We start from the raw sequence: 18,476 nt of genomic DNA on the forward strand, positions 1-18,476 counted from the left end.
GCGTCCTTACATGCGAAGTGGCGTGACGACGGCCGTGCGCTTGACGATCGGGAACCGCTTCACCAGGAAGTAGCCGATCGCATCATTCGGGTGGTCGTGGCCGGTGCTCTTGTCCGGCTCGCCATTCGTGCCCCAGGCCTGCTGCTCCTGCGCCTCGGTCAGCGCCGGGCAGGCGTCGGTGTTGACCTTCCAGCGGCGCACGCCATCAGCGTTCAGCGCCATCGCGTCTACCGCGTTCACACGGTCCTTCACGGCCGGGTTCGCAGGGTTCACGCTGATCGTGAAGCCCGCTTGCTTGAGGATGCTCAGGTCGGACTCGCTGGCGTTCTTGCTGCTGGTGTTGCCGCCGCTGGCGTCAGGGTAGATCGTGACCGCGTGGCCCTTGTCCTTGAAGCGCTCCTTCAGCATTCGCGCCATAGTCGGGGTGTCTCGCACCTTGGTGAGCTCCTCGAGCGTCAGCGGCAGGTCATCGCGGATCACGCTGACCGTCGCCGTCATGTTCAGCACGTTGAAGTCGAGCCCGACGTGCAGCGGCTCGCTCGGCCGGATGGTCTCACCCGTGTGGTTCAGCACCCGGTCGAAGTTCGGGTACACGCTGCCGCTGGTCAGGTTGGTGAACAGCCCGCGGATGTACGCCTGGATGAGCTGCGGCGGGTAGCTGGCCAGCAGCGACGAGATGTAGTCGGCCGGCAGGTTCTTCGCGTTCTCGTAGGTGCTGGCGTGCACGAGGCCGTACAGCCCGGCCAGGTGCGGCTTGTCGCGCACAGCCTTCACGAACTGCTGGTAGACGAACTTGAAGCCCTCGGGCGTGGTCGTCACGTCGACGCCGTTCTTCAGGCCGTCCACGCTGTAGCGCATGCGCGCGATGATCTTGCGCCAGGCCGTCTCGGCCTTCACCGCCTTCATCACGTCCAGCTCGTCGATGACCGCATGGCCGATCTTGAAGCCCACGATGTCGCCCGGCTTCTCCATCGACCGGCACAGGATCGTGCCGCGGAAGTTGCCGTTCGAGTAGAGGTGGACCTCCTTGTTGCTCTCGTGGATGTCTGCCGTCAGGCCCCAGTCGAATGCCGACTCCTCAATGGCCGGATAGAAGATGTCCCGGATCTGTGCGTAGGTCGGTGCGAAGTAGCCGCTGTCGACCTTGGGCCACTCCCATGCGTGGCTGCACAGCGCGGCGCTGCCCGCCCGGGTCTTGCCACTGCCGAACCCTGCGACGAAGGCCCGGTACTTGTGGGGCAGCGCGAGGAAACGGGCCTGCGGCCTATTGAGCTTCGGGGAGACTTGCATCTTCGACCTGCACCACGATGCGCACAGGCGTGACCGGCGTTGCCTGGTTCACCAGCTTCACCGAGTCTTTGTTCGCGTTCAGCAGGCTCAGCGGGCCGAACAGCGCGTCGTTGCCCAGCTTGGTCAGCGCGCCAAAGCGCTGCAGGGCCGCCAGCGACTTCTCCGGCTCGGCGTCGTCGATCTTCTGCACCTGGTCGTGTGCGATGCCATGCAGGCGGTGCGCGCTGGCTGCGGCCAGTTCTGCGGCGCCGGCGACGTGCGTGGAGATGTTGCGCAGTCGGTCTGCGAGCGTGATTGCCGACGCCTGTTCGGAAAGCGTCAGAGACTTGAGAGAGTCCTCGGCGGCAAGTAGTTGATTCGCAACGGTTTTCACCTTTCCGACGGATTCGGAAAAGCGTTCGGAAATGGTCGCGCGGCTGACCTTGAACTCTTTGGCGAGGGCCGAGGCCTTTTCACCTGCGACGAGGCGCCGGCCGATCTGCTCCCACTGCTTGTCGGTGAGCTTGGAGGGACGTCCCATGGTGAATCCTTGGAGGGGGCCGGCACGCCGCCGGCGTCCCTGGGAGAAGGGCATATAGCCGGCGGCGGTCGGGGGCGCACCGTTGACCCGACGGGTAGGCGCTGCGGGTTGAGCAATCGGCAGACGGCAGCGAAGTGGGAAGGCTGCTTGCCGACGAAAGCGCTCGGAGATTGAATTCGGAAGCCCTCCAGCCCGGCCGCTCGCCATCGAGTGGCGTGCGTGCGGACCTTCATCAGGCGGCGGCGGGCCGTTCTAGTCGTTGGGCTAACCCTAGCCCTGTGCTCGGCGCCCCAAGGACTGCCGGCGCGTGCGGTGGATCACCGAACTGCGCGCCGGCCCGTCGGAGCTGGTGCCTGACCTTGCACTGCGAGTGATCACCGCCGGCTGTCGCCGAAACTGTTTGCGCAGGGCTGCGCGCCATGGTCAACCCTGCAGTGCATCTAGACTGGGCCAAATCCTGGAGGGGACATGGCTACCGAAAACATTGCGCTCGTCATCAGCGTGGCTTCCGCAGCCATCGCCTCCGTTTCGCTCGGGTGGAACATCTACCGGGATCTGGTGTTCCGGGCGCGGGCGCTGGTGTCCGTGTCCGTCGTGAACCTCATCGCTGGGAATGGGGAGCCGCCTGAATCGTGGCCGACGTACATCTCGATCAACATCGCCAACATGGGCCCAGGGCCGATACGGGTGCAGTCGATCAACGCGCAGACGGGGCGCTGGTACTGGCGAGTGCTACGGAAAAGGTGGAAGCACGCTTTCATCGCCGACGATTCAAACAATCCCTTGAGCCACCGCATTCCATGCAAGCTGGAAGTTGGCGACAGCGCCTCTTTTCTCCTGCCCTTCGACAAGAACTGCTTTCTCAGCGGCGACTTCCATCGCGTCGGCCTGCGTGACACGTATGGCCGCAGCCTGTGGGCCCCGGAGAACCAGCTTCGCGCCGCGCAGAAAAAGTTCCGAGAAGCTTTCCCTGCGTGAAACGAAAAAGCCGCCGAACATTGCTGTCGGGCGGCTGTTTTTGGAGGCACCTATCCCCCACGGCCGGAAATGTAGCAGATTCTTGCGCGCAGCGCTACAGCACGCCTGCCGCCATGAGCCGGCGAGTCAGGATGTTCCGGGCCTCCTGGATCACGATGCCGAGCTCGAGCGGGTCGGCCGGCAGGCGCGGGCTGTTCCACACCTTCGCGCCCGTGCACGCGTTGCGCGCCAGGATGTAGATGGCCGACCGGTGGGGCTCGTCCATTCCGCCCTGGGCCCGGCTGTCGCCGCCGACCTGGAAGTCCACCGCCTTCATCTTCTGCTGCTCGACCTCGCGGTCGTAGATGTCGTCGGACGAGTCCCAGCCGCTTCGCGAGCGCGCTTCGCGGAAGGCCGGGTCGTCAAGGCGGTCGACGCCATTGATCGGCGCGCCGGACATCCAGTGGTGCCAGCGCGCGAGGATGTCGTCGAGGATCTGGTCGGCTTCGTTCATGTGCATTCGCTCTCCTTCTGCGGGCTGGGGATGAGGGCCTGGAAGTCGCTGTAGTGGATGTGCTGCTGCTTCATCTTCAGCGTGAGATCGCAGGCGGCGGTGATCAGGCTGCGGCGGGCCAGGTCTGGCATGAGGCGCTCGACGGCTTCAAGGCCGGAGACGATCGAGGCGCGGCGCGTGGCCGGGATCTCGGCCTCACCTGCCTGGTCGTGCACGGCGTTGACGGCGCCGCGGATGATCCGGATCTCGGGGTGGTCGTAGGCAAAGCCGTCTGCGATGGCCGCGCCCAGCACCACGTACAGGACGCGGCCGGCGGCGTTCACCATGCCGTCGCTGTTGTCGCCGTAGAGGGCGTGGATCTGGGCGGTCAGCGCGGTCTGGTGCCAGGCCTGCTCGATCAAGGCGCGCTCGATCAGGCTCAGGGTGCGGGGCTGGCGACGCTTCACGTGGTCGCCTCCGCGGCAGCGCGCGTGAAGCGCCATCCGCCCTGGGCGTTGCGCTCGATGCAGCCCTTCCGCTCGAGCGCGCGCAGCTGTTCGAAAGCGCTGTTCACGCTGGCCCAGCCGAAGTGCGTGGCGATCGTGCGGTCGGTCGGCATGTTGTCGTTGGAGGCCTGGAACTCGCGCATGTACGCCAGTACCGAGGCCTGCTTCTCGGTGAGAGCGGTGCTCATGGGAGTTCTCCGAGCGGTGAGGCGTTGAGGTGATCGAGGGCCCACTGCGCGGCCGTACGGTCCTTGGGGTCAGCTGCCGCGCTGCCGGCGATGGCGCGCCACTCGCAGACCTGGGCCAGGTGGGCGGACATGAAGGCCAGCTGCTTCCGTGTGCCGTCGGCGCTCCCCTGGTCGAGCCAGCGGTGGCAGTTGAAGCAGCCCCAGGCCGAGTACTCGTCATCAGCCTTGCGCGCGCCGGCCTTGCCGTGGGCGCCGAGGTTGCTGTGGCAGGCCACGGTGGTGGCCGGGTCGAAGTTGCAGATGCCCGGCAGGCGGAAGAGGCAGGGCTTGCCGCGGGCCATGGCGAGGAGGTACGGGTTGCGGTGGGCCTCGGGCTTCGGCAGCGACATGGGAATTCCCATATCCGCATGGGCGTAGGTGCCGCGGCGCACGGCGGGCGCGGGCCGGTGCTCGCCGGTGGTCGAATCCGCCGGCAACCCGCATGCAGCCTCGATCTCTGCTGGTGCTCGCGTGGGCCAGGGTTTGCGATTCGGTGCAAGTCGGGGGCCCTTTGCATACTCGGGGCGCTTGAAGCCGGTGCGTTTCATTTGCGGCTGATCTCCGTCATCTCGCCACACTTGCGGCACTTGGTCTTGGAGCGCTCCGACAGCCGCTGCATCTCGTCTTGGTAGGCGGCGCGCGTGCGCATCCACTGGCTCTCCTGCCTCATCAGCCGCTCGAGCACAAACATCGGTGAGACCTCTTCGCCACAGGCCTTGCAGAAGCACTTTCCCGCGTCCGCGTCGACGGTGAAGGAAGTGAAGCTGTGCCGGCAATGGCTGTACGGCACTGCCTGCAGCATCGGCGCGTCGGTCAGCGCAGGGCGCGCCGTCACTGGCAGCGCGGTGACGGTGGTGTCATCGGGGTGGATGGGCGGGAGGTTCATCTCTGCATCGCCTCGTACTGCGCGCGCTCGGCGCGGGATGGTGTCCAGCGAACGCCGTTCTCGGCGCCGTAGGCCTGCAGCCACTCGATGAAGCCGGCCGCCAGGCGGGTGTTGAAGTTGCGGGTCTGCTCGCCGACCATCACAAAGCCAGGGTGGTTCAGCGCGGGCACGAGCTCGATGTCGCCGAAGCGGGACCAGCTGTCGCGGAACTGGGGGTCGTCCTTGGTCTCGTACTTGAAGGCATCGACCAGCACGCGCTTCCAGGAAATGGCCGGCAGCTGCTTGCCAAACAGGCGGCACTGGGCGGCGATGTCGTTCAGCATCGCGTGGTACTTCTCCTCCTGCAGCCGGCTCTTGGTGTCCTTCCGGCGCTTGAGGGTCAGCTCGATGGAGTGACCGGCCTGCAGGTCTTCCTGCACGTCGCTCGCATACCAGGACCGCACGACGGCCTTGTACTGGTCAGGGCTGGTGATGGTCACGGTCTTCACGGCCGCACCTCATGCACGCGGAACACCACGCCGCCGATCGTGATGCGCTGGCCGACGGTGACGAAGAGCGGCGGCACGCGGCGCTCGTCGATCTCGATCGACATGGGCCGCCACTTGCCGCGGCCGATGGGCTTGAGGATGAGGCTCACGACGGTGCGACTCCGGTTGCAGCCTCGACCAGCACCAGGCCGAGGGCCTTGGCGATGTGGGCCTCGAGCGACGCGCCGCGGCTCTGGCGCCAGCCCGGCAGCAGCAGCACTGCATCGCAGGTCACGAGGCGCGCGATGTCGGCGCGCATGCACTCCTGCCAGCCGGCGGTCGGATCGGGGTTGATCTCGGCGGGGTTCTCCACTTCGAAGCCCTGTGCCCGGAGGCGCGCGGCCTCGGCGTGGAACGCGGGGAAGTTGAGCTCGGCCAGGCCGGTCATCGGGCCGGCGACGTAGTAGCGGATGGGCTTCACTTTGCGTTCCTCCAGCCCCACTGAGCGATCAGCAGGGCCTCAGCGCGCCCGTCGTCCTTGGCTCGTTTCAGGTCGCCCTGCAGCGCAGGGAACAGCTCACGCGCCTTCGTGAGGGATGCGGCTTTGCGCTGCGCGTCGGTCTTCTTCACGACGCCCAGCGACGGCTTGTCGATCAGGCCGAAGAACTTTTTCCAGCGCTGCGGCGTCACCTGTGTCACCGGCAGGCGGGTGCAGTCGATGGAGCCGAGGATGATCCCGACGGTCTTCATCATCGACCCCATCTGCTGCATGCCGCCGCCGCCAGCGCGCGCGTGGAGCTCCTCGAGGTAGACGCGGCCGCCGATTGACACCGGCGCATGCTCGCGGAGAAGCCTGGCCAGCTGCAGGCCGCAGATGCGCCGCTCGACGGGGCTGATCGGGAGATCGAAGACGCTGGCCTTGCCGGTAGCGGTATCGATGAATGCGACGGCGCCGGTCATTCCGGGGTCGATGCCGATGCTGATCATGCTCGGGCCTCGCACATCTTCCGGTATGCCGCGTCGGCAGAGACGCCGATCGGCACCCATTCGTCAGTGCCCACGCGCGCGAGCCGATGGCGCTCGACGATCTCGCGCACGAACTGTCCGGCCTTGCTTGGCGTGCCGGTGTCGCGGTCGTACTCGGTGGCGCAGAGCCAGCCCGGCGCGCGGTAGACGCGCCAGCCCATCTCGGCCAGCTTCGCGTCGCGCGCGGCGTCCTTGGCCTTGTCCAAGTGGAAGGCGGCGCCGTCGCACTCGATGGCGACCTTGGCCTTCGGGTTGGCAAAGTCGACGAAGACGCGGCCCACCGGATATTGGGGATAGAAGATTGCGTTCGCGTCGCGGATGTCGGCCCACAGCCACGCCTCGATCGGCGTCATGTGCATCATCTTTGGATCGCCGTCGTCCCACGCGTAAGCGTCGATCGCCCACTCGTTGCGAGCCTCGGCCAGGATCTCGGGTGTGAAGCGCGCGTAGTGCTCGCGCAGGGCATTCCAGTTGTTCATGCTTCTTCCGTGTAGTTGCGGAAACCGGCCTTCTTCTGGCCAAGCGGCGCGCTGCTCTGGCGCCAGCGCTGATAGCCGCCCTCGAAGGCGAGCGCGACGCTGCCGACCCGCCCCTGGCGGTTCTTGGCGAAGTCGGCCTCGATCACCTTCGGGCCGTGGCCAGGGATGTCGTCGATGCTCAGCAGGATCACGACGTCGGCGTCTTCCTCGATGGCGCCGGATTCCTTTAGGTCGCTCAGCACCGGCTTGCCGCCCGAGCGCGTCTCGACGCCGCGGCTGAGCTGGCTGAGCGTCAGGATCGTGATGTCGAGCTGCTTCGCCAGCGTCTTCAGGCCGCGGCTGATCTCTTCGATCGCGTGGTGCCGCTTGTCGTGCTGGGTCTTGCCGCTCGTGCCGCACAGCTGGATGTAGTCGAGCACCAGCAGCTTGATGTCGCGCTGGCGCACCAGGGCCCGTGTCTTCGCACAGATGTCGGAGAGCGTGAGCGCGGGCTGGTCGTCGAAGAAGAGCGGCAGATCGCGCATCTCTTCGACGGCATCGGTCAGCCGGCCCCACTCGTCGTCGCGCAGGCGGCCGGTCATCACGTTGTCCAGCAGGATCTCGCCCAGGTTGGCCGTCGCACGCTCCATCTGCTCCTCGTTCGGCATCTCCTGCGACAGGAACGCGGCGCCGTGGCCGGCGCGAGCCAGGTTGATCGCGATCTGCAACGCCAGCGACGACTTGCCGATCGACGGGCGCGCGGCCAGCACCATCTGCTTTCCGCCGCGCAGGCCGCCGCTCAAGCGCAGGTCGATCGCGGGGATACCGGTCGGAATGCCCGGCTTGATGTTCCCCACGTTCAGGTCGTTGATTCGGTCGACCATGCGCGCAGCCATGTCGCCCACCACCACCGGCTCCGCCCGGCCGCGGCGCACCTGCAGCGCCTGCAGCTTGTCCTGGGCCTTTTCCAGCCGGTCGACAACAGGCAGGCCGGAGGTGGTCGCGATCTCGTGGACCTCCTCTGCGGCCTTGAGCAGCGAGCGCAGCAGCGCGCGCTCCACGACGATCTCGGCGTAGCGCCGCACCGTGGCCGCGCCAGCGACGAACTGCGCCATGTCGTGCAGCAGCGTGAGGTCGATGCCCTCGGCCTGGCCGGTGACCTTCAGGCTGTCCCAGACCGTGATCACGTCCGCCGGCTTGCAGGCGCTGATGAGCGATCCCAGCGCGGCGAAGATCCTGGCGTTGCGGGTGTCGAAGAACTGCTCCTCGAGCAGGAGGTCGCCGACGACGTCCCAGTGGCCGTTGTCCATGAGCAGCGCGCCCAGCACGCCGTTCTCGGCTTCTGCCGACCAAGGGATCGCGTCCTGCTCGAGGTCACGCGGGTGCATGTTCACCTCCCTGCCGGACTTGATTCGCAGCGTGGCGTGCGTCGAGCACGCGCTTCTCCTGCAGCCCGGTGGCGGTCCACTCGGCCGCGCCCTCGGCGTTCACGAACCAGAGCTTGTACCAGCGGCCCTTCACGCTGTTCGCGAATGCGGCCGGCCAGTCCTTCTGACGCTTCGCCTTCTCGGCCGTCATGTGCCGATCACGGAACACGAGCCATGCGATTTGACGCATCTCGTCGGTGATGCCGGCGTCTTGGCAGTAGCCCCGAATCGGGTGGTCGGCAGGCACCGCCATGATCCCGGCGGTTTTGCAGTCAGCGATGTACTCGGCGAAGGTCTTCTCGACCTTTTTCGGACGAGGGGCCCGAGGCGGCTTGTCCGCCTGGGCTACTCCTGAACGAAGTGAAGGAGAAGACGGAGACGGAGACGGAGACGGAGACGGAGACGGAGACGGAGACGGAGCATTGCTGTCAGCATCGACCGTTGTGCTACTAGCATTGCTGTCTGCATTGCTAGGTGTGATGCTGCTAGCAATCCTGATAGCAGCGTACTCGGGTACCAGTCGATCAGCTTCAGCAGCCCCGTGGTGGCGCTTAGCAGCATTCCATCGGGCCTTCACCGAGCGGAGTTCCGCGCCCGCAGCCCAAGGGTTGTGCTCTTGCCAATCGTGGATCGTTCGCTCGTTCTCTTCGCCGTCGACGAAGCCGACTGAGGACAAGGCCTGCACGAATGCGCCCTCGTCGCCCACCCAGTCGATGGCGAGCTCGATGTCCTCGTCGCTCATGCCAGACAGGTCGCCGTCGCTGCGGTTCACTGAGGCCCACAGGAACAGACGAACGAGGAACCAGCCCGCGGCGGGGCCCGCCCGGCGGATCAGCTTCTTCGTCTTGGGATGTCCCGGCAGCTCTGCCGAGATGCGTGCATCACTAGCCACAGACTGCGCTCCTTGCCTCGGCCTGCATGCGCGACACCGAGCCGGCCACGGCGAAGTAGCTCTCGCCCTCCTCCTCGGCCAGCTGGATGGCGGCATCGCGCGCGGCGATCAGGGCTTCCATCTCGATGCGGTGGCGCTGGGCCTCCTCACGCGCGCCCAGATCCATGGCGATCTCGATGGCCAGGCCCTCGGCCAGGATCAGGTGCTCGCGGCGGCGCGCGATCTTGGTCTGGACCGGCGTCATCAGATGGCCGCCTTCGACGCCGCACGGCGCTTCTCGGTGGCCGCCTGACCAGCCTCACGACCTTCAACAGGCAGGCTCTTGCGCGTGCGCAAGATCTCGTCCGCGCGGCGGCTGGTGCCCTTGATGTCGATGTTGGGGTCGCCGGCGGCGCGGCGCGCATCGATGCGCTTGCTGGCGATGGTCTTGAGGCGGGTCTCGCGCTCGAGGTCGGTGGTGTCGACCTGGCGGGGGTTGGTGCGCCAGTTGAAGGGGTTGACGACCGTCATGCTGCTGCCCTCAGGTGCGCGGGCTTGCTGGCCGCGTTGTTCTCGCGCGCGCCGCGCAGAACGTCCTGTGACTTCGCCAGCAACTCGCCGACCTCGCGTTGGATCGTGCGCAACTCGTTGTCGGAGACGGTGTCGTCGGAAAGAGCTGTGGTCAGCGCGACAACAGCGTCCGAGCACTCCTTGAGCATGGAGGCCATGTCGGCGCGCAGATCCTGCTTGGGGGCTGTCATCTCACGCACGGGCAAGGCGATGAAGCCACCGCTGTTCGCAGCCACGGCGGTCACGTAGGCGTAGCAGTTCGGCCAACCCTCTTCGATCGCCGTGTCCGAGATCAGCTGCGCGGTGTTCTCGCCCATCTTGAACTTGGGGTCGGTGCCCGACAGCTCCTTGCGCAGCGTCTCGGGGTTCTTGCCGATACGGATGGCCACGACCTCGAGGCCACCGGGCGCGGACTTGGCGATCAACTTCAGTGCGTCGGCGGTGTTCATATCCGGTAGCTCCTGTTTTGGATGTGTTGCGCCGCAGCAGAAGCGGCGACATTCACGTCATGGATGAGGGAAAAAGAAAAAGGGAGGGCGGAGCGCAGGCAGCTGGGGGGCTGGCCTGCGCTACCGCTATGGGCAGCGCTCAGGGAGACGGATGGAAGTCCTTGCATGAGCTGGCACTCGAGTGGCTAGCGTCAGTTGTGCCGGCCGCGCAGCAACTCGTAGAGCACCGCGAGAGCGGCGACGACGAAGATGGCCGTGATGACGTACTCGCGGGCAGCAAACGCACCAACGGCGTACCAGATCAAGGCCACCAGCAACAGGACACCAATGAGGGTGGACATGAGTCAGGCGCCGGGCTGGTCCGCGGGCTCAACTCCGGACTGCATGCGGAGCACGTCCCAGGCGACGCCGGCGCGCAGGCGCTCGCATCGCACGCCGGTTTCGCGCTCGATGGCCGGGCAGTACTCGGCCGGCACGCTCTTGCGCTTCTTCCACATGCTGGGCGCACTGGCCGCCGCGCCTACGCGCTGTGCCAGTTGGCCGACGCCGCCGGCGACCCGAATGGCCTCGTCCAGCGCTTGCATGCTCTCGGACTCGACGCCCTCGGCGGTGGTGTTGATGCTTAGTTCAGGTGTTTCCATGGGTGTCCCTATTTGTCACGTTCGTGATTTTGCACGAACCACCAACGTGATGCAATGGGGCGGCCTAATCACATCCGTGAAAACCATAGGCGAACGAATCAAATGGGCTCGCGCGCAACGCGGGCTGACTCAGGGCGGGCTGGCTGCGGCCGCCAAGGTTTCAACGAGCACGATCGGGAATCTCGAGTCGGGCCTGCGCGAGAAGCCGCGCGAGCTCAACGCGATCGCGCACGCGCTGCGTGCGGCGCCCGCTTGGGTCGAAACAGGAAGAGGCGAGTGGGATGCGACGAGCAACGTCGAGGCCGGCCCTGACCGCGGCGGCCTGGTGCCATTGGTCTCATGGGTTCAGGCCGGCGACTGGTGCGAGGCCTCGGATCCGTTCCAACCCGGGGACGCCGAGCGCTGGATGCCGTGTCCGGTGGCTCACGGTCCACACACCTACGCTTTGCGCGTCAAGGGCGACAGCATGACCGCGCCTCATGGCAACAGCCGGACCTATCCGGAAGGCTGCATGGTCTATGTCGACCCGGACAGGGGCTCGCCAATCAACGGCGACCGCGTGGTGGCAAAGCTACGCGGGACCGACGAAGTGACCTTCAAGGTCTACAAGGAAGAGGACGGCCGCAAGTGGCTCATGCCTCTGAATCCAGCCCACCTTCCCATCCGCGACGAATTCACTGTCTGCGGCATCATCATTGGGAAGTGGGAAGACGGCTGAAGCAGACGCAAAAAAGCCGCCCGGAGGCGGCTTCGCGTGGACTTCGAAAATTAACGGCAGTTCGCAGGAGCGTACTTTGCGTTAAGCGTACCGGCCGTAGCTGGCTTCGCTGCGCCCTTGGCACCACACGCCCAGTTGATGCTGCCGTCAGGCGGAGCATAGCCGGCCGTCTTCGAATCAGGAAGAGCGGTGCCGTCGCCGGTGCCGGTGTAGGGACGCAGGATGAGGGTGGCGTCGGTTTCCACGGGCGCGTTGTAGGTGATCGTGATCGAGCCATCCGTCTGGCTGATACCTACCGACTTCACATTCGCCGTCGCGCTCGGAGCGACCCAGCCCGAATCGTAAGGCTTCGATCCGGCTGCGTTCTCTGCGACTGTCGTCTTAGCCGATGTCGCAAGCGACAGACCTTCGGTGACCTTGGCGCGCTTCGTGTAATCCTGGTAGGCAGGTAGTGCCACCGCAGCAAGAATACCGATGATCGCGACAACGATCATCAACTCAATGAGGGTGAAGCCGGCTTGTGCGCGGCGAGCGATGGAACGACGGTTCATGGAAACTCCTGGGTTGTTAAACCGGAGACCCTCCCCGGCACGCCAATGTATCTGCAGCATGCGTGCCAGCTCCTCGAACACCGAAAGTGTGCCGAATAGTTCACAATCAACTCTGCTCGTGACATGCAACAACGTGTGACACGGCTCCATGTCACCCCTTGCTCCTATGACAGTCACCCCGCCAAGCACGACAACCTCCATCTCACTCGACACGGCTGCGATCATTTCCGAACGTAGCAAGAGGACGTGGCAGCGGCGCCTTGCTGAAGGCGGCATCACGCGTTTGGCCGACGACGCCCGAGGGCGTTCAATGGTTTGCCTCACAGACGTCGCAGCGCTGATCTGCGTGCCGCTGCAGGGCGATGATGTTGAGGTGCTGCTTGATGCCGACGCAGGTTCACCCGCCGCCCAGCGGGACTTGGGCCAGATCTTCTCTAGCCATGAGAAGCACGAGATCGCCGTCCACTGGCTTCGCCTGGCTGCAGAACAAGGCGATGCCGATGCCATGCAATGCTTGGGCGCTGCGCATGCAGCAGGCGAAGGCGTTGAACGAGACGAAAACCTGGCCTTGATTTGGCTTGCCAAGGCCGCTGCTAAGGGCCACCCGATCGCATCGCACCAGGTGAAGGGCCTCCTGCCGTGAGATATGGCTGGATCACCGGGCTCGCTCTTGCGATTTCACTGGCTGCAAGCGCAGGCGAGGACCTAGAAAATGCGGCGCGATCCGCGATGGAAGCATGCCGAATCATCGGCGCCTCCAGTATCGATGAATGCTCCAACAGCACGGGAAAGTCGCCGGAGCACTCCAGGGCACGCAAGGCCGTAGCCCAGCTATACAACGCCCGGGCACGATTCATGACCTCCTGCGACGGCCCGCAGACCCTGCATCAATGCCAAGACGAATCTGACTGGCTCATCCTCGCCGGCCTCAGCTCACCGAAGTCGAAACCGTAAGAAGCGCCCTGTCCCGCCTGCCCGCACCTAGCGGGCTTTTTTTCGCCCTCATCTCTCCTTTTCGTGATTGAAAGTCACAAACGTGTTGACAACATAAATCACGTTCGTGACAATCAACCCCGCACCGCAGCCACCCCGGCAGCGGATGAGGAGATCGAAATGGCGACAACTACCCGGCCGGTGGACACGGCACACAGCAAGCAGATGGCGGCGATCCGTCGCGCGAACGCCATCGCTGCAAATGGCGAAGACCTGCTGCAGGTCTCGAAGCGCGTGGTGGAGTGGGAAGCGGCCGGCTTCTTCCGTGGCGGCCGCACGGTGCGCATTGCTCGCGCTGCTGTGGCGCGCATCGCCGCTGCCGAAGCTGGAGCCCGCGCATGACCGTCTACCAATCCCTGGAGGCGCTGACGAAGCGCGAGCTGGAGGCTGTGTTCTTCACGATCGCGGCTGGTGTGCTGCTGCTGGGCGCTGCGTTCGGCCTGGTCATGGCGGTGTTCCTGTGAGCGCCGCGAAGCACGCAGGGATGAACCTGCACGGCACCCCGGGCCCATTCGTGGCCCGCGAGGAGAAGCGGCCCGGCGATGCACCGCGCATCACAGTGCAGGCCGCGAACGGGGTCGTGCTCGCCGAACTCAGCAACTACAACGCCGCCGAGCGACGCACGCTGGCGCGCCAGTTCGCCGCCGCGCCCGACATGCAAGCCGCGCTGCTCCGCTTGAGCGCCAGTTACGCGCGCCTCAAACCGCCTGGCTACCCACGGTCGGACGCGGAGAAGCAGGCGGACGCCGCCATCGCCAAGGCCACCGGGAGCGCATCGTGAGCGCCGCACCGAAACGCTATGGCGACATGACAGAGGCCGAGAAGCTCGCCTGGGGTGCCGCCGAGTCGAAGCGCCGCATTGCGGATCTCGCCGACCGCACCGCCGATGGCCTTCGCGCCGCGCAGCGCAATGCCGCCGCTCGCCGGCATGCCATTGGCGCAAGCCTCGGGCAAGCCGCCGACATGGTGATCCTGGCCAACCGCGCAGCGCGGCTGACCGCCCATCGCCTGGAAGCGCGGAGCCCGGCATGAGCTACGCCGACTACACCCCCGAGCCCCGCGAGGGCGACGACGAGCGCGAGGCCCTGGCCCGCCAGCGCGCGGCTGCACGCCGCCAGCACAACGCCTACATGGCGAACCCCCATCCCCGAGATCCCGAACACGAGGGCGCCGGCGCGGCGCGTGACGAATGAACGTTGTCCTCCTCCGCTGGCTGCTCGGCACCCTGCTCGCCCTCCTCATCGGCGCAAGCGGCCCGCTGATCGACGGCCCCACCGAATTCGAGGCCGCCCTCGACACCGCCGCCGCGGCGCGTGACGTCGAACGCACCGATCTCTCCGAACGCATCGCATCGAAAGGAACGCCGTGAACCGTGACCTGTCCCCCTCCGAACTCGACGAATGGCAGGACGGCGAAGCCGCTCGCACGCCCGCCTCCGCCGGCGAGGAAGACCGCGAAACCTTGAGCGCCATGCGCTTGGTCTGGTTCTTCCTGGTGGTCGCCTCCCCCATCCTCTTGTCCGGCGTCATCGCGCTGGCTCGCCACTTCCTCAACTGAAAAAGACCATGAAGATCATCAACCTCAAGGCCGAGAACATCAAGAAGCTCGTGGCCATCGAGATCTCGCCCACCGGTGAGATCGTGACGATCGCGGGCCGCAACGGTCAGGGCAAGACCTCGGTGCTGGACAGCATCTGGTGGGCGCTGGCAGGCACCAGCGGCATCCAGTCGCAGCCGATCCGCAACGGGCAGAACAAGGCGCGCATCCGTCTGGACCTGGGCGAGATCATCGTCGAGCGCAAGTTCACCGACGCCGGCAGTACGCTCACGGTCACCAATGCCGAGGGCGCCAAGTTCCCGAGCCCGCAGAAGATGCTCGACGCGCTGCTGGGCGAGCTCTCCTTCGACCCGCTGGCCTTCTCGCGCATGGCAGCCAAGCAGCAGTTCAACGAGCTGCGCCGCGTCAGCAAGCTGTCCATCGACGTCGAGGAGATTGATCGCCTGAACAAGGCCGACTTCGATGCGCGCACGGTGGTGAATCGCGACGCGAAGGCGCGACGCGCCCAGCTCGACGGCATCGTCGTGCCTACCGTGCCAGCCGGTGAACCTGTGGACGAGCAGGCGCTGCTGCAGCAGATGGCGACAGCAGCCGCGACCAACGTCGAGATCGAGGCGAAGAAACAGCGGCGCATCAAGGCTGCACAGCAGGTCGCAGCGGATCGCGACACGGTCGCTGCAGCCTCCGCCCTGGCTACTGAGAAGCGCGCTCAAGCGGCGGCGTTGATCGCCGAGGCCGACGGCTTGGACAGCAAGCGCGTTGAGCAGATGAAGGACATCGAAGCGCTCGAGGCGCGCTTGGCCGCGGCGCCCGCCCTTCCCGCGCTGGTCGACGTCGCAGTGCTCAGCCAGCAGATCACCGCCGCGCGCGCCGCCACCGCGCTGCGCGACAGCCGCGACCACGTCCTCAAGCAGCGCACCGCCATCGAGACCGATGCGGACGAGTTGGAGGCTAAGTCCAAGAAGCTCACGGAAGCCATCGCATCGCGCGAAAAGGACAAGGCTGACGCGATCGCCGCCGCCGCGATGCCAGTAGAAGGCCTCGGCTTCGGCGACGGCATCGTCACCTACCGCGGTGTGCCCTTCGACCAGTGCTCCAGCGCCGAGCAGCTGCGCGTTTCGGTATCGATCGCCATGGCCAGCAACCCGAAGGTGCGCGTCATCCGCATCCAGGACGGCTCCCTCCTGGACGACGACAGCATGCGCGCCATCGCCGAGCTGGCCGCCGACAACGACTACCAGGTCTGGGTCGAGAAGGTCGACACCAGCGGAAAGGTCGGAATCGTCATCGAGGACGGCCACGTCAAGACAGTCAACACCCCCCAAGCAGAAGGAATCGCAGCATGAACGCCCCTACGAGGTTCGCCGAGTCGTCGGCATTGCAGGTAGTCGAGACGCCCCAGGCGCCGGTCCAAACGAGCAGCGCCGCGCTCATCCTCAATGGCGATGCCATGGACCGCATCTTCAAGTTCGCGGAACTCATGGCGAACGGGTCGGTGACGATCCCCAAGCACCTGCAGAAGAACGTTGCCGACTGCCTGGCCGTCACGATGCAGGCCACCCAGTGGGGCATGAATCCCTTTGCCGTGGCGCAGAAGACGCATGTCAGCCAGGGCGGCGCGCTGGGCTACGAGGCGCAACTGGTCAGCGCTGTGGTCGCCGAGTGCGGACCGGTCGAAGGCTTCCCGGAGTATGAGTACATCGGCGACTGGAGCAAGGTGCTCGGCAAGGTCGAGGAACGCAAGTCCGACAAGGGCGGCAAGTACTACGTGTCGACCTACAGCAAGAAGGATGAAGAAGGCCTCGGCGTGCGTTGCAAGCTGCGCCTCAAAGGCGAGAAGGAGCCGCGCGTCATGGAAGTGTTCATGTCGCAGTGCTTTCCCCGTTTCTCAACCCAATGGGCCACCGACCCCAAGCAGCAGATCAGCTACGTGGCCATCCGCAAGTGGGCACGCCAGAACACGCCCGGCGTGATCCTCGGCGTCTACACGCCCGACGAGCTCGACGGCCTGGTGCCGCGTGACATGGGCCCGGCCGAGGTGGTGAAGCCGACGATCCCCGACGAACTGCTGACCGCCGCCGAGGCTGCAGCCCAGCGCGGCGTCGCCGCGTATCAGAAGTTCTGGACCGACACCGGCAAGGACAACCGGAAGACGCTGGATGCCGAACACACGCGGCTCAAGGGCATCGCAGCCCAAGCGGACAAGGACCGAACCCTGGACAACGCGGCGTCGACGCCGGCTGCGCCCGCTGCCCCTGTCTCTACCGCAGCGCCCGCAGCAGCAGCTGATGCCGCCGTCTCCGACAAGCCCGACGACGGCCTGGTCGTCAGCTATGCGCACGTCATGGAACGCATGACGAAGGCCAAGACCCCGGACGCATTGAACGAAGCGGCCGACCTCATCAAGAGCGTCACCAACGGCGCCCAGCGCGCCGAGCTGCAGGGCAAGTACGACGAACTCATGAAGGAGATGGACCTGTGAAATTCATCGAATGCCAACAAGGGACGCCCGAGTGGCTCCACGCGCGCGCCGGCGCCATCACTGCCAGCTGCTTCGCAGAGGCGATCAGCGTTCTGCAGCGCGACGGTGCCAAGCGCAAGAAGGGCGAGCCCACCGCAGCGGCCGAGAAGTACGCCGGCGACGTCGCCATCGAGCGCATCAGCGGCAAGCCCTACGGCGAGCCGCCGAAGGCCTGGGTGTTGAACCGCGGCCACGAGATGGAAGTGCTGGCGCGCGCGGCGTACGAGACGCGCAGCGGCATGCTGGCCATGGAATCAGGCATCTGCAAAACCGATGACGACTGGTTCGGCTACAGCACCGACGGCCTCGTGGCCGACGACGGCCTGATCGAGATCAAGTGCCCGATCGCGAGCGACAAGATCATCGAGATGCTGGAGACCGGCGACATCTCCGAGTACCGCCACCAGATGCAGGGCGGCATGTGGATCACCGGCCGGAAGTGGTGCGATTTCATCATGTACGTGCCCGACCTAGAAAGTGTCGGCCGCGACCTGTTCGTCAAGCGTGTGCACCGCGATGACGAGTTCATCGACGACATGGTCGAGAAGCTGATGGCCTTCCGCGCCACCGTCGAACGCACCGAGGCCTTCTTCCGTACCGCGCCTGCGAACGACGCGAACTGGCCCTTCCCCGCTACCGCCTGACCCGGCCTCCACCACCTCACCGAAAGCCCCCCATGCTCGAACTCCTTGAACCCACCACCATGAAGCTCGCCAACGTACAGGCGCGCGTCGAGAAGCACGGCGATGAAGACGTGATGGCCATCGACTTGTCGGTGGTGTGGAACACCAACAACCGCAGCCTGACCGCCATCCAGAAGGAACTGCGCAACTGCCTGTTCTGCGACCGCCGCCAGGGCGACGACGGCGACCAGACCGAGATGGATCTGCCCGTCGACGAGATGCCCAACATCCGCGTGCCGGGCATGGACTACCCGGTGAAGCTGGACTTCCAGCAGGTCGGCGCGCGCGTCGAGGTCGCCTACGGCATCAGCGAGGTCTCGGCCATCGTGCTGAACCTCTGCAAGGTCGGGAAGATGCGCGTCACGCCGATCGAAGGTGGTAGCGCCGAAGTGAAGTTCTCGATCTCGTCGTCGGCCGACATCGACGACCACATCATCGGCACGCTGTCGGTGCTGCAGCAGCGCGAGATCTCGATCAAGCTGACGATGCCCGAAGTCGAGCAGCCGTCGGCGCCACTGACCGAAGACGATGTCTTCCCGGGCCTGGCCGGCGGCCCGCTCGACAGCGCCAAGAGCACGCCGAAGCTCACCAAGGCGCAGAAGGCCGCGGCTGCGAAGAGCGCGACGGAAGAGTTCCTGGGCGCGCACAAGGATGGCGAGGAGTGA

34 protein-coding genes are annotated in these 18,476 nt (G+C 65.8%); 14 read left to right on the forward strand and 20 right to left on the reverse strand.

The features are described 5' to 3' along the window. Positions 1–6: 6 nt before the first annotated feature. A complete protein-coding gene (locus A9977_RS05665) occupies positions 7–1,290 on the reverse strand; it encodes a terminase large subunit domain-containing protein (RefSeq protein WP_183023906.1) in 1,284 nt (427 codons plus the stop codon). Next, positions 1,265–1,810: a helix-turn-helix domain-containing protein gene (locus A9977_RS05670; protein WP_183023907.1), complete on the reverse strand. Its 546-nt coding sequence runs from the start codon at positions 1,808–1,810 to the stop codon at positions 1,265–1,267. Before A9977_RS05670 ends, A9977_RS05665 begins: the two co-directional genes overlap by 26 nt. A 468-nt stretch (positions 1,811–2,278) precedes the next feature. Here A9977_RS05670 and A9977_RS05675 point away from each other — a divergent pair, with 468 nt between their 5' ends. Continuing rightward, on the forward strand, positions 2,279–2,788 hold the full coding sequence (locus A9977_RS05675; protein WP_183023908.1) for a hypothetical protein: 510 nt from the start codon (positions 2,279–2,281) through the stop codon (positions 2,786–2,788). A gap of 94 nt (positions 2,789–2,882) precedes the next feature. Here A9977_RS05675 and A9977_RS05680 read toward each other — a convergent pair whose 3' ends face one another. The 17 genes from A9977_RS05680 to A9977_RS05760 all read right to left on the reverse strand — a co-directional run bounded on the left by A9977_RS05680 (position 2,883) and on the right by A9977_RS05760 (position 10,788). Next, positions 2,883–3,281, reverse strand: a complete 399-nt coding sequence (locus tag A9977_RS05680) for a hypothetical protein (protein ID WP_183023909.1) — start codon at positions 3,279–3,281, stop codon at positions 2,883–2,885. Beyond that, complete coding sequence (locus tag A9977_RS34150) at positions 3,278–3,727, reverse strand: hypothetical protein (RefSeq protein WP_183023910.1); 450 nt, start codon at positions 3,725–3,727, stop codon at positions 3,278–3,280. Before A9977_RS34150 ends, A9977_RS05680 begins: the two co-directional genes overlap by 4 nt. After that, a complete protein-coding gene (locus A9977_RS34155) occupies positions 3,724–3,954 on the reverse strand; it encodes a hypothetical protein (protein ID WP_183023911.1) in 231 nt (76 codons plus the stop codon). Before A9977_RS34155 ends, A9977_RS34150 begins: the two co-directional genes overlap by 4 nt. Then, positions 3,951–4,343, reverse strand: a complete 393-nt coding sequence (locus tag A9977_RS05695) for a DUF1364 domain-containing protein (protein ID WP_259651826.1) — start codon at positions 4,341–4,343, stop codon at positions 3,951–3,953. The genes A9977_RS34155 and A9977_RS05695 overlap by 4 nt, the downstream gene beginning before the upstream one ends. A 194-nt stretch (positions 4,344–4,537) precedes the next feature. Continuing rightward, the gene (locus A9977_RS05700) at positions 4,538–4,879 is read right to left on the reverse strand and encodes a hypothetical protein (protein WP_183023913.1); all 342 of its coding nucleotides are present in this window, start codon (positions 4,877–4,879) and stop codon (positions 4,538–4,540) included. After that, positions 4,876–5,367: a recombination protein NinB gene (locus A9977_RS05705; RefSeq protein WP_183023914.1), complete on the reverse strand. Its 492-nt coding sequence runs from the start codon at positions 5,365–5,367 to the stop codon at positions 4,876–4,878. The genes A9977_RS05700 and A9977_RS05705 overlap by 4 nt, the downstream gene beginning before the upstream one ends. Continuing rightward, positions 5,364–5,516 (reverse strand): hypothetical protein, encoded by a 153-nt coding sequence (locus tag A9977_RS05710; protein WP_183023915.1) that lies wholly within the window; start codon positions 5,514–5,516, stop codon positions 5,364–5,366. The genes A9977_RS05705 and A9977_RS05710 overlap by 4 nt, the downstream gene beginning before the upstream one ends. Continuing rightward, positions 5,513–5,827: a DUF4406 domain-containing protein gene (locus A9977_RS05715; protein ID WP_310936091.1), complete on the reverse strand. Its 315-nt coding sequence runs from the start codon at positions 5,825–5,827 to the stop codon at positions 5,513–5,515. Before A9977_RS05715 ends, A9977_RS05710 begins: the two co-directional genes overlap by 4 nt. Then, the gene (locus A9977_RS05720) at positions 5,824–6,333 is read right to left on the reverse strand and encodes a hypothetical protein (protein ID WP_183023916.1); all 510 of its coding nucleotides are present in this window, start codon (positions 6,331–6,333) and stop codon (positions 5,824–5,826) included. Before A9977_RS05720 ends, A9977_RS05715 begins: the two co-directional genes overlap by 4 nt. Then, positions 6,330–6,851 carry an endonuclease domain-containing protein gene (locus A9977_RS05725; RefSeq protein ID WP_183023917.1) on the reverse strand — a complete coding sequence of 174 codons (522 nt, stop codon included), beginning with the start codon at positions 6,849–6,851 and terminating at the stop codon, positions 6,330–6,332. Before A9977_RS05725 ends, A9977_RS05720 begins: the two co-directional genes overlap by 4 nt. Continuing rightward, positions 6,848–8,218, reverse strand: coding sequence for a replicative DNA helicase (locus A9977_RS05730; protein WP_183023918.1), 1,371 nt, complete (start codon positions 8,216–8,218; stop codon positions 6,848–6,850). The genes A9977_RS05725 and A9977_RS05730 overlap by 4 nt, the downstream gene beginning before the upstream one ends. Beyond that, positions 8,205–9,149: a hypothetical protein gene (locus A9977_RS05735; RefSeq protein WP_183023919.1), complete on the reverse strand. Its 945-nt coding sequence runs from the start codon at positions 9,147–9,149 to the stop codon at positions 8,205–8,207. Before A9977_RS05735 ends, A9977_RS05730 begins: the two co-directional genes overlap by 14 nt. Next, a complete protein-coding gene (locus tag A9977_RS05740) occupies positions 9,142–9,393 on the reverse strand; it encodes a hypothetical protein (protein ID WP_183023920.1) in 252 nt (83 codons plus the stop codon). The genes A9977_RS05735 and A9977_RS05740 overlap by 8 nt, the downstream gene beginning before the upstream one ends. Then, entirely contained in the window at positions 9,393–9,659 is a 267-nt protein-coding gene (locus A9977_RS05745) for a hypothetical protein (RefSeq protein WP_183023921.1), read from the reverse strand. The genes A9977_RS05740 and A9977_RS05745 overlap by 1 nt, the downstream gene beginning before the upstream one ends. Next, positions 9,656–10,147: a phage regulatory CII family protein gene (locus tag A9977_RS05750; RefSeq protein ID WP_183023922.1), complete on the reverse strand. Its 492-nt coding sequence runs from the start codon at positions 10,145–10,147 to the stop codon at positions 9,656–9,658. Before A9977_RS05750 ends, A9977_RS05745 begins: the two co-directional genes overlap by 4 nt. A 191-nt stretch (positions 10,148–10,338) precedes the next feature. After that, positions 10,339–10,488: a hypothetical protein gene (locus A9977_RS05755; RefSeq protein ID WP_183023923.1), complete on the reverse strand. Its 150-nt coding sequence runs from the start codon at positions 10,486–10,488 to the stop codon at positions 10,339–10,341. Positions 10,489–10,491: 3 nt separating this feature from the next. Further along, positions 10,492–10,788 carry a helix-turn-helix domain-containing protein gene (locus A9977_RS05760; RefSeq protein ID WP_259651827.1) on the reverse strand — a complete coding sequence of 99 codons (297 nt, stop codon included), beginning with the start codon at positions 10,786–10,788 and terminating at the stop codon, positions 10,492–10,494. Between A9977_RS05760 and A9977_RS05765 the strand changes: the two genes are divergently transcribed. After that, the gene (locus A9977_RS05765) at positions 10,787–11,506 is read left to right on the forward strand and encodes a LexA family transcriptional regulator (RefSeq protein WP_259651828.1); all 720 of its coding nucleotides are present in this window, start codon (positions 10,787–10,789) and stop codon (positions 11,504–11,506) included. The two genes, A9977_RS05760 and A9977_RS05765, sit on opposite strands and share 2 nt — an antisense overlap. Before the next feature lie 50 nt (positions 11,507–11,556). Here A9977_RS05765 and A9977_RS05770 read toward each other — a convergent pair whose 3' ends face one another. Continuing rightward, the gene (locus A9977_RS05770) at positions 11,557–12,057 is read right to left on the reverse strand and encodes a pilin (RefSeq protein ID WP_183023924.1); all 501 of its coding nucleotides are present in this window, start codon (positions 12,055–12,057) and stop codon (positions 11,557–11,559) included. Positions 12,058–12,223: 166 nt separating this feature from the next. On the opposite strand from A9977_RS05770, the gene A9977_RS05775 reads away from it, so the two are divergent. From A9977_RS05775 to A9977_RS05825, 12 genes are all read left to right on the forward strand, one after another. Next, complete coding sequence (locus A9977_RS05775) at positions 12,224–12,700, forward strand: tetratricopeptide repeat protein (RefSeq protein WP_183023925.1); 477 nt, start codon at positions 12,224–12,226, stop codon at positions 12,698–12,700. A 374-nt stretch (positions 12,701–13,074) separates the two neighbouring features. Beyond that, the gene (locus tag A9977_RS05780) at positions 13,075–13,392 is read left to right on the forward strand and encodes a hypothetical protein (RefSeq protein ID WP_183023926.1); all 318 of its coding nucleotides are present in this window, start codon (positions 13,075–13,077) and stop codon (positions 13,390–13,392) included. Then, the gene (locus A9977_RS34160) at positions 13,389–13,514 is read left to right on the forward strand and encodes a hypothetical protein (RefSeq protein WP_259651829.1); all 126 of its coding nucleotides are present in this window, start codon (positions 13,389–13,391) and stop codon (positions 13,512–13,514) included. Before A9977_RS05780 ends, A9977_RS34160 begins: the two co-directional genes overlap by 4 nt. 20 nt (positions 13,515–13,534) lie before the next feature. Beyond that, positions 13,535–13,831, forward strand: a complete 297-nt coding sequence (locus A9977_RS05785) for a hypothetical protein (protein WP_183023927.1) — start codon at positions 13,535–13,537, stop codon at positions 13,829–13,831. Then, the gene (locus A9977_RS05790; protein WP_183023928.1) at positions 13,828–14,082 is read left to right on the forward strand and encodes a hypothetical protein; all 255 of its coding nucleotides are present in this window, start codon (positions 13,828–13,830) and stop codon (positions 14,080–14,082) included. The genes A9977_RS05785 and A9977_RS05790 overlap by 4 nt, the downstream gene beginning before the upstream one ends. Then, positions 14,079–14,243, forward strand: coding sequence for a hypothetical protein (locus A9977_RS05795; RefSeq protein WP_183023929.1), 165 nt, complete (start codon positions 14,079–14,081; stop codon positions 14,241–14,243). The genes A9977_RS05790 and A9977_RS05795 overlap by 4 nt, the downstream gene beginning before the upstream one ends. Then, the gene (locus A9977_RS05800) at positions 14,240–14,419 is read left to right on the forward strand and encodes a hypothetical protein (RefSeq protein ID WP_183023930.1); all 180 of its coding nucleotides are present in this window, start codon (positions 14,240–14,242) and stop codon (positions 14,417–14,419) included. Before A9977_RS05795 ends, A9977_RS05800 begins: the two co-directional genes overlap by 4 nt. Further along, positions 14,416–14,607 carry a hypothetical protein gene (locus A9977_RS05805; RefSeq protein WP_183023931.1) on the forward strand — a complete coding sequence of 64 codons (192 nt, stop codon included), beginning with the start codon at positions 14,416–14,418 and terminating at the stop codon, positions 14,605–14,607. Before A9977_RS05800 ends, A9977_RS05805 begins: the two co-directional genes overlap by 4 nt. Before the next feature lie 8 nt (positions 14,608–14,615). After that, a complete protein-coding gene (locus tag A9977_RS05810; RefSeq protein ID WP_183023932.1) occupies positions 14,616–15,953 on the forward strand; it encodes an AAA family ATPase in 1,338 nt (445 codons plus the stop codon). Continuing rightward, positions 15,950–17,089 carry a RecT family recombinase gene (locus A9977_RS05815; protein ID WP_183023933.1) on the forward strand — a complete coding sequence of 380 codons (1,140 nt, stop codon included), beginning with the start codon at positions 15,950–15,952 and terminating at the stop codon, positions 17,087–17,089. The genes A9977_RS05810 and A9977_RS05815 overlap by 4 nt, the downstream gene beginning before the upstream one ends. Beyond that, entirely contained in the window at positions 17,086–17,772 is a 687-nt protein-coding gene (locus A9977_RS05820) for a YqaJ viral recombinase family protein (protein WP_183023934.1), read from the forward strand. The genes A9977_RS05815 and A9977_RS05820 overlap by 4 nt, the downstream gene beginning before the upstream one ends. Before the next feature lie 32 nt (positions 17,773–17,804). After that, positions 17,805–18,476 carry a hypothetical protein gene (locus A9977_RS05825; protein WP_183023935.1) on the forward strand — a complete coding sequence of 224 codons (672 nt, stop codon included), beginning with the start codon at positions 17,805–17,807 and terminating at the stop codon, positions 18,474–18,476.

It is taken from the genome of Variovorax sp. UMC13, from assembly GCF_014170375.1.
Lineage (GTDB): Bacteria > Pseudomonadota > Gammaproteobacteria > Burkholderiales > Burkholderiaceae_C > Variovorax.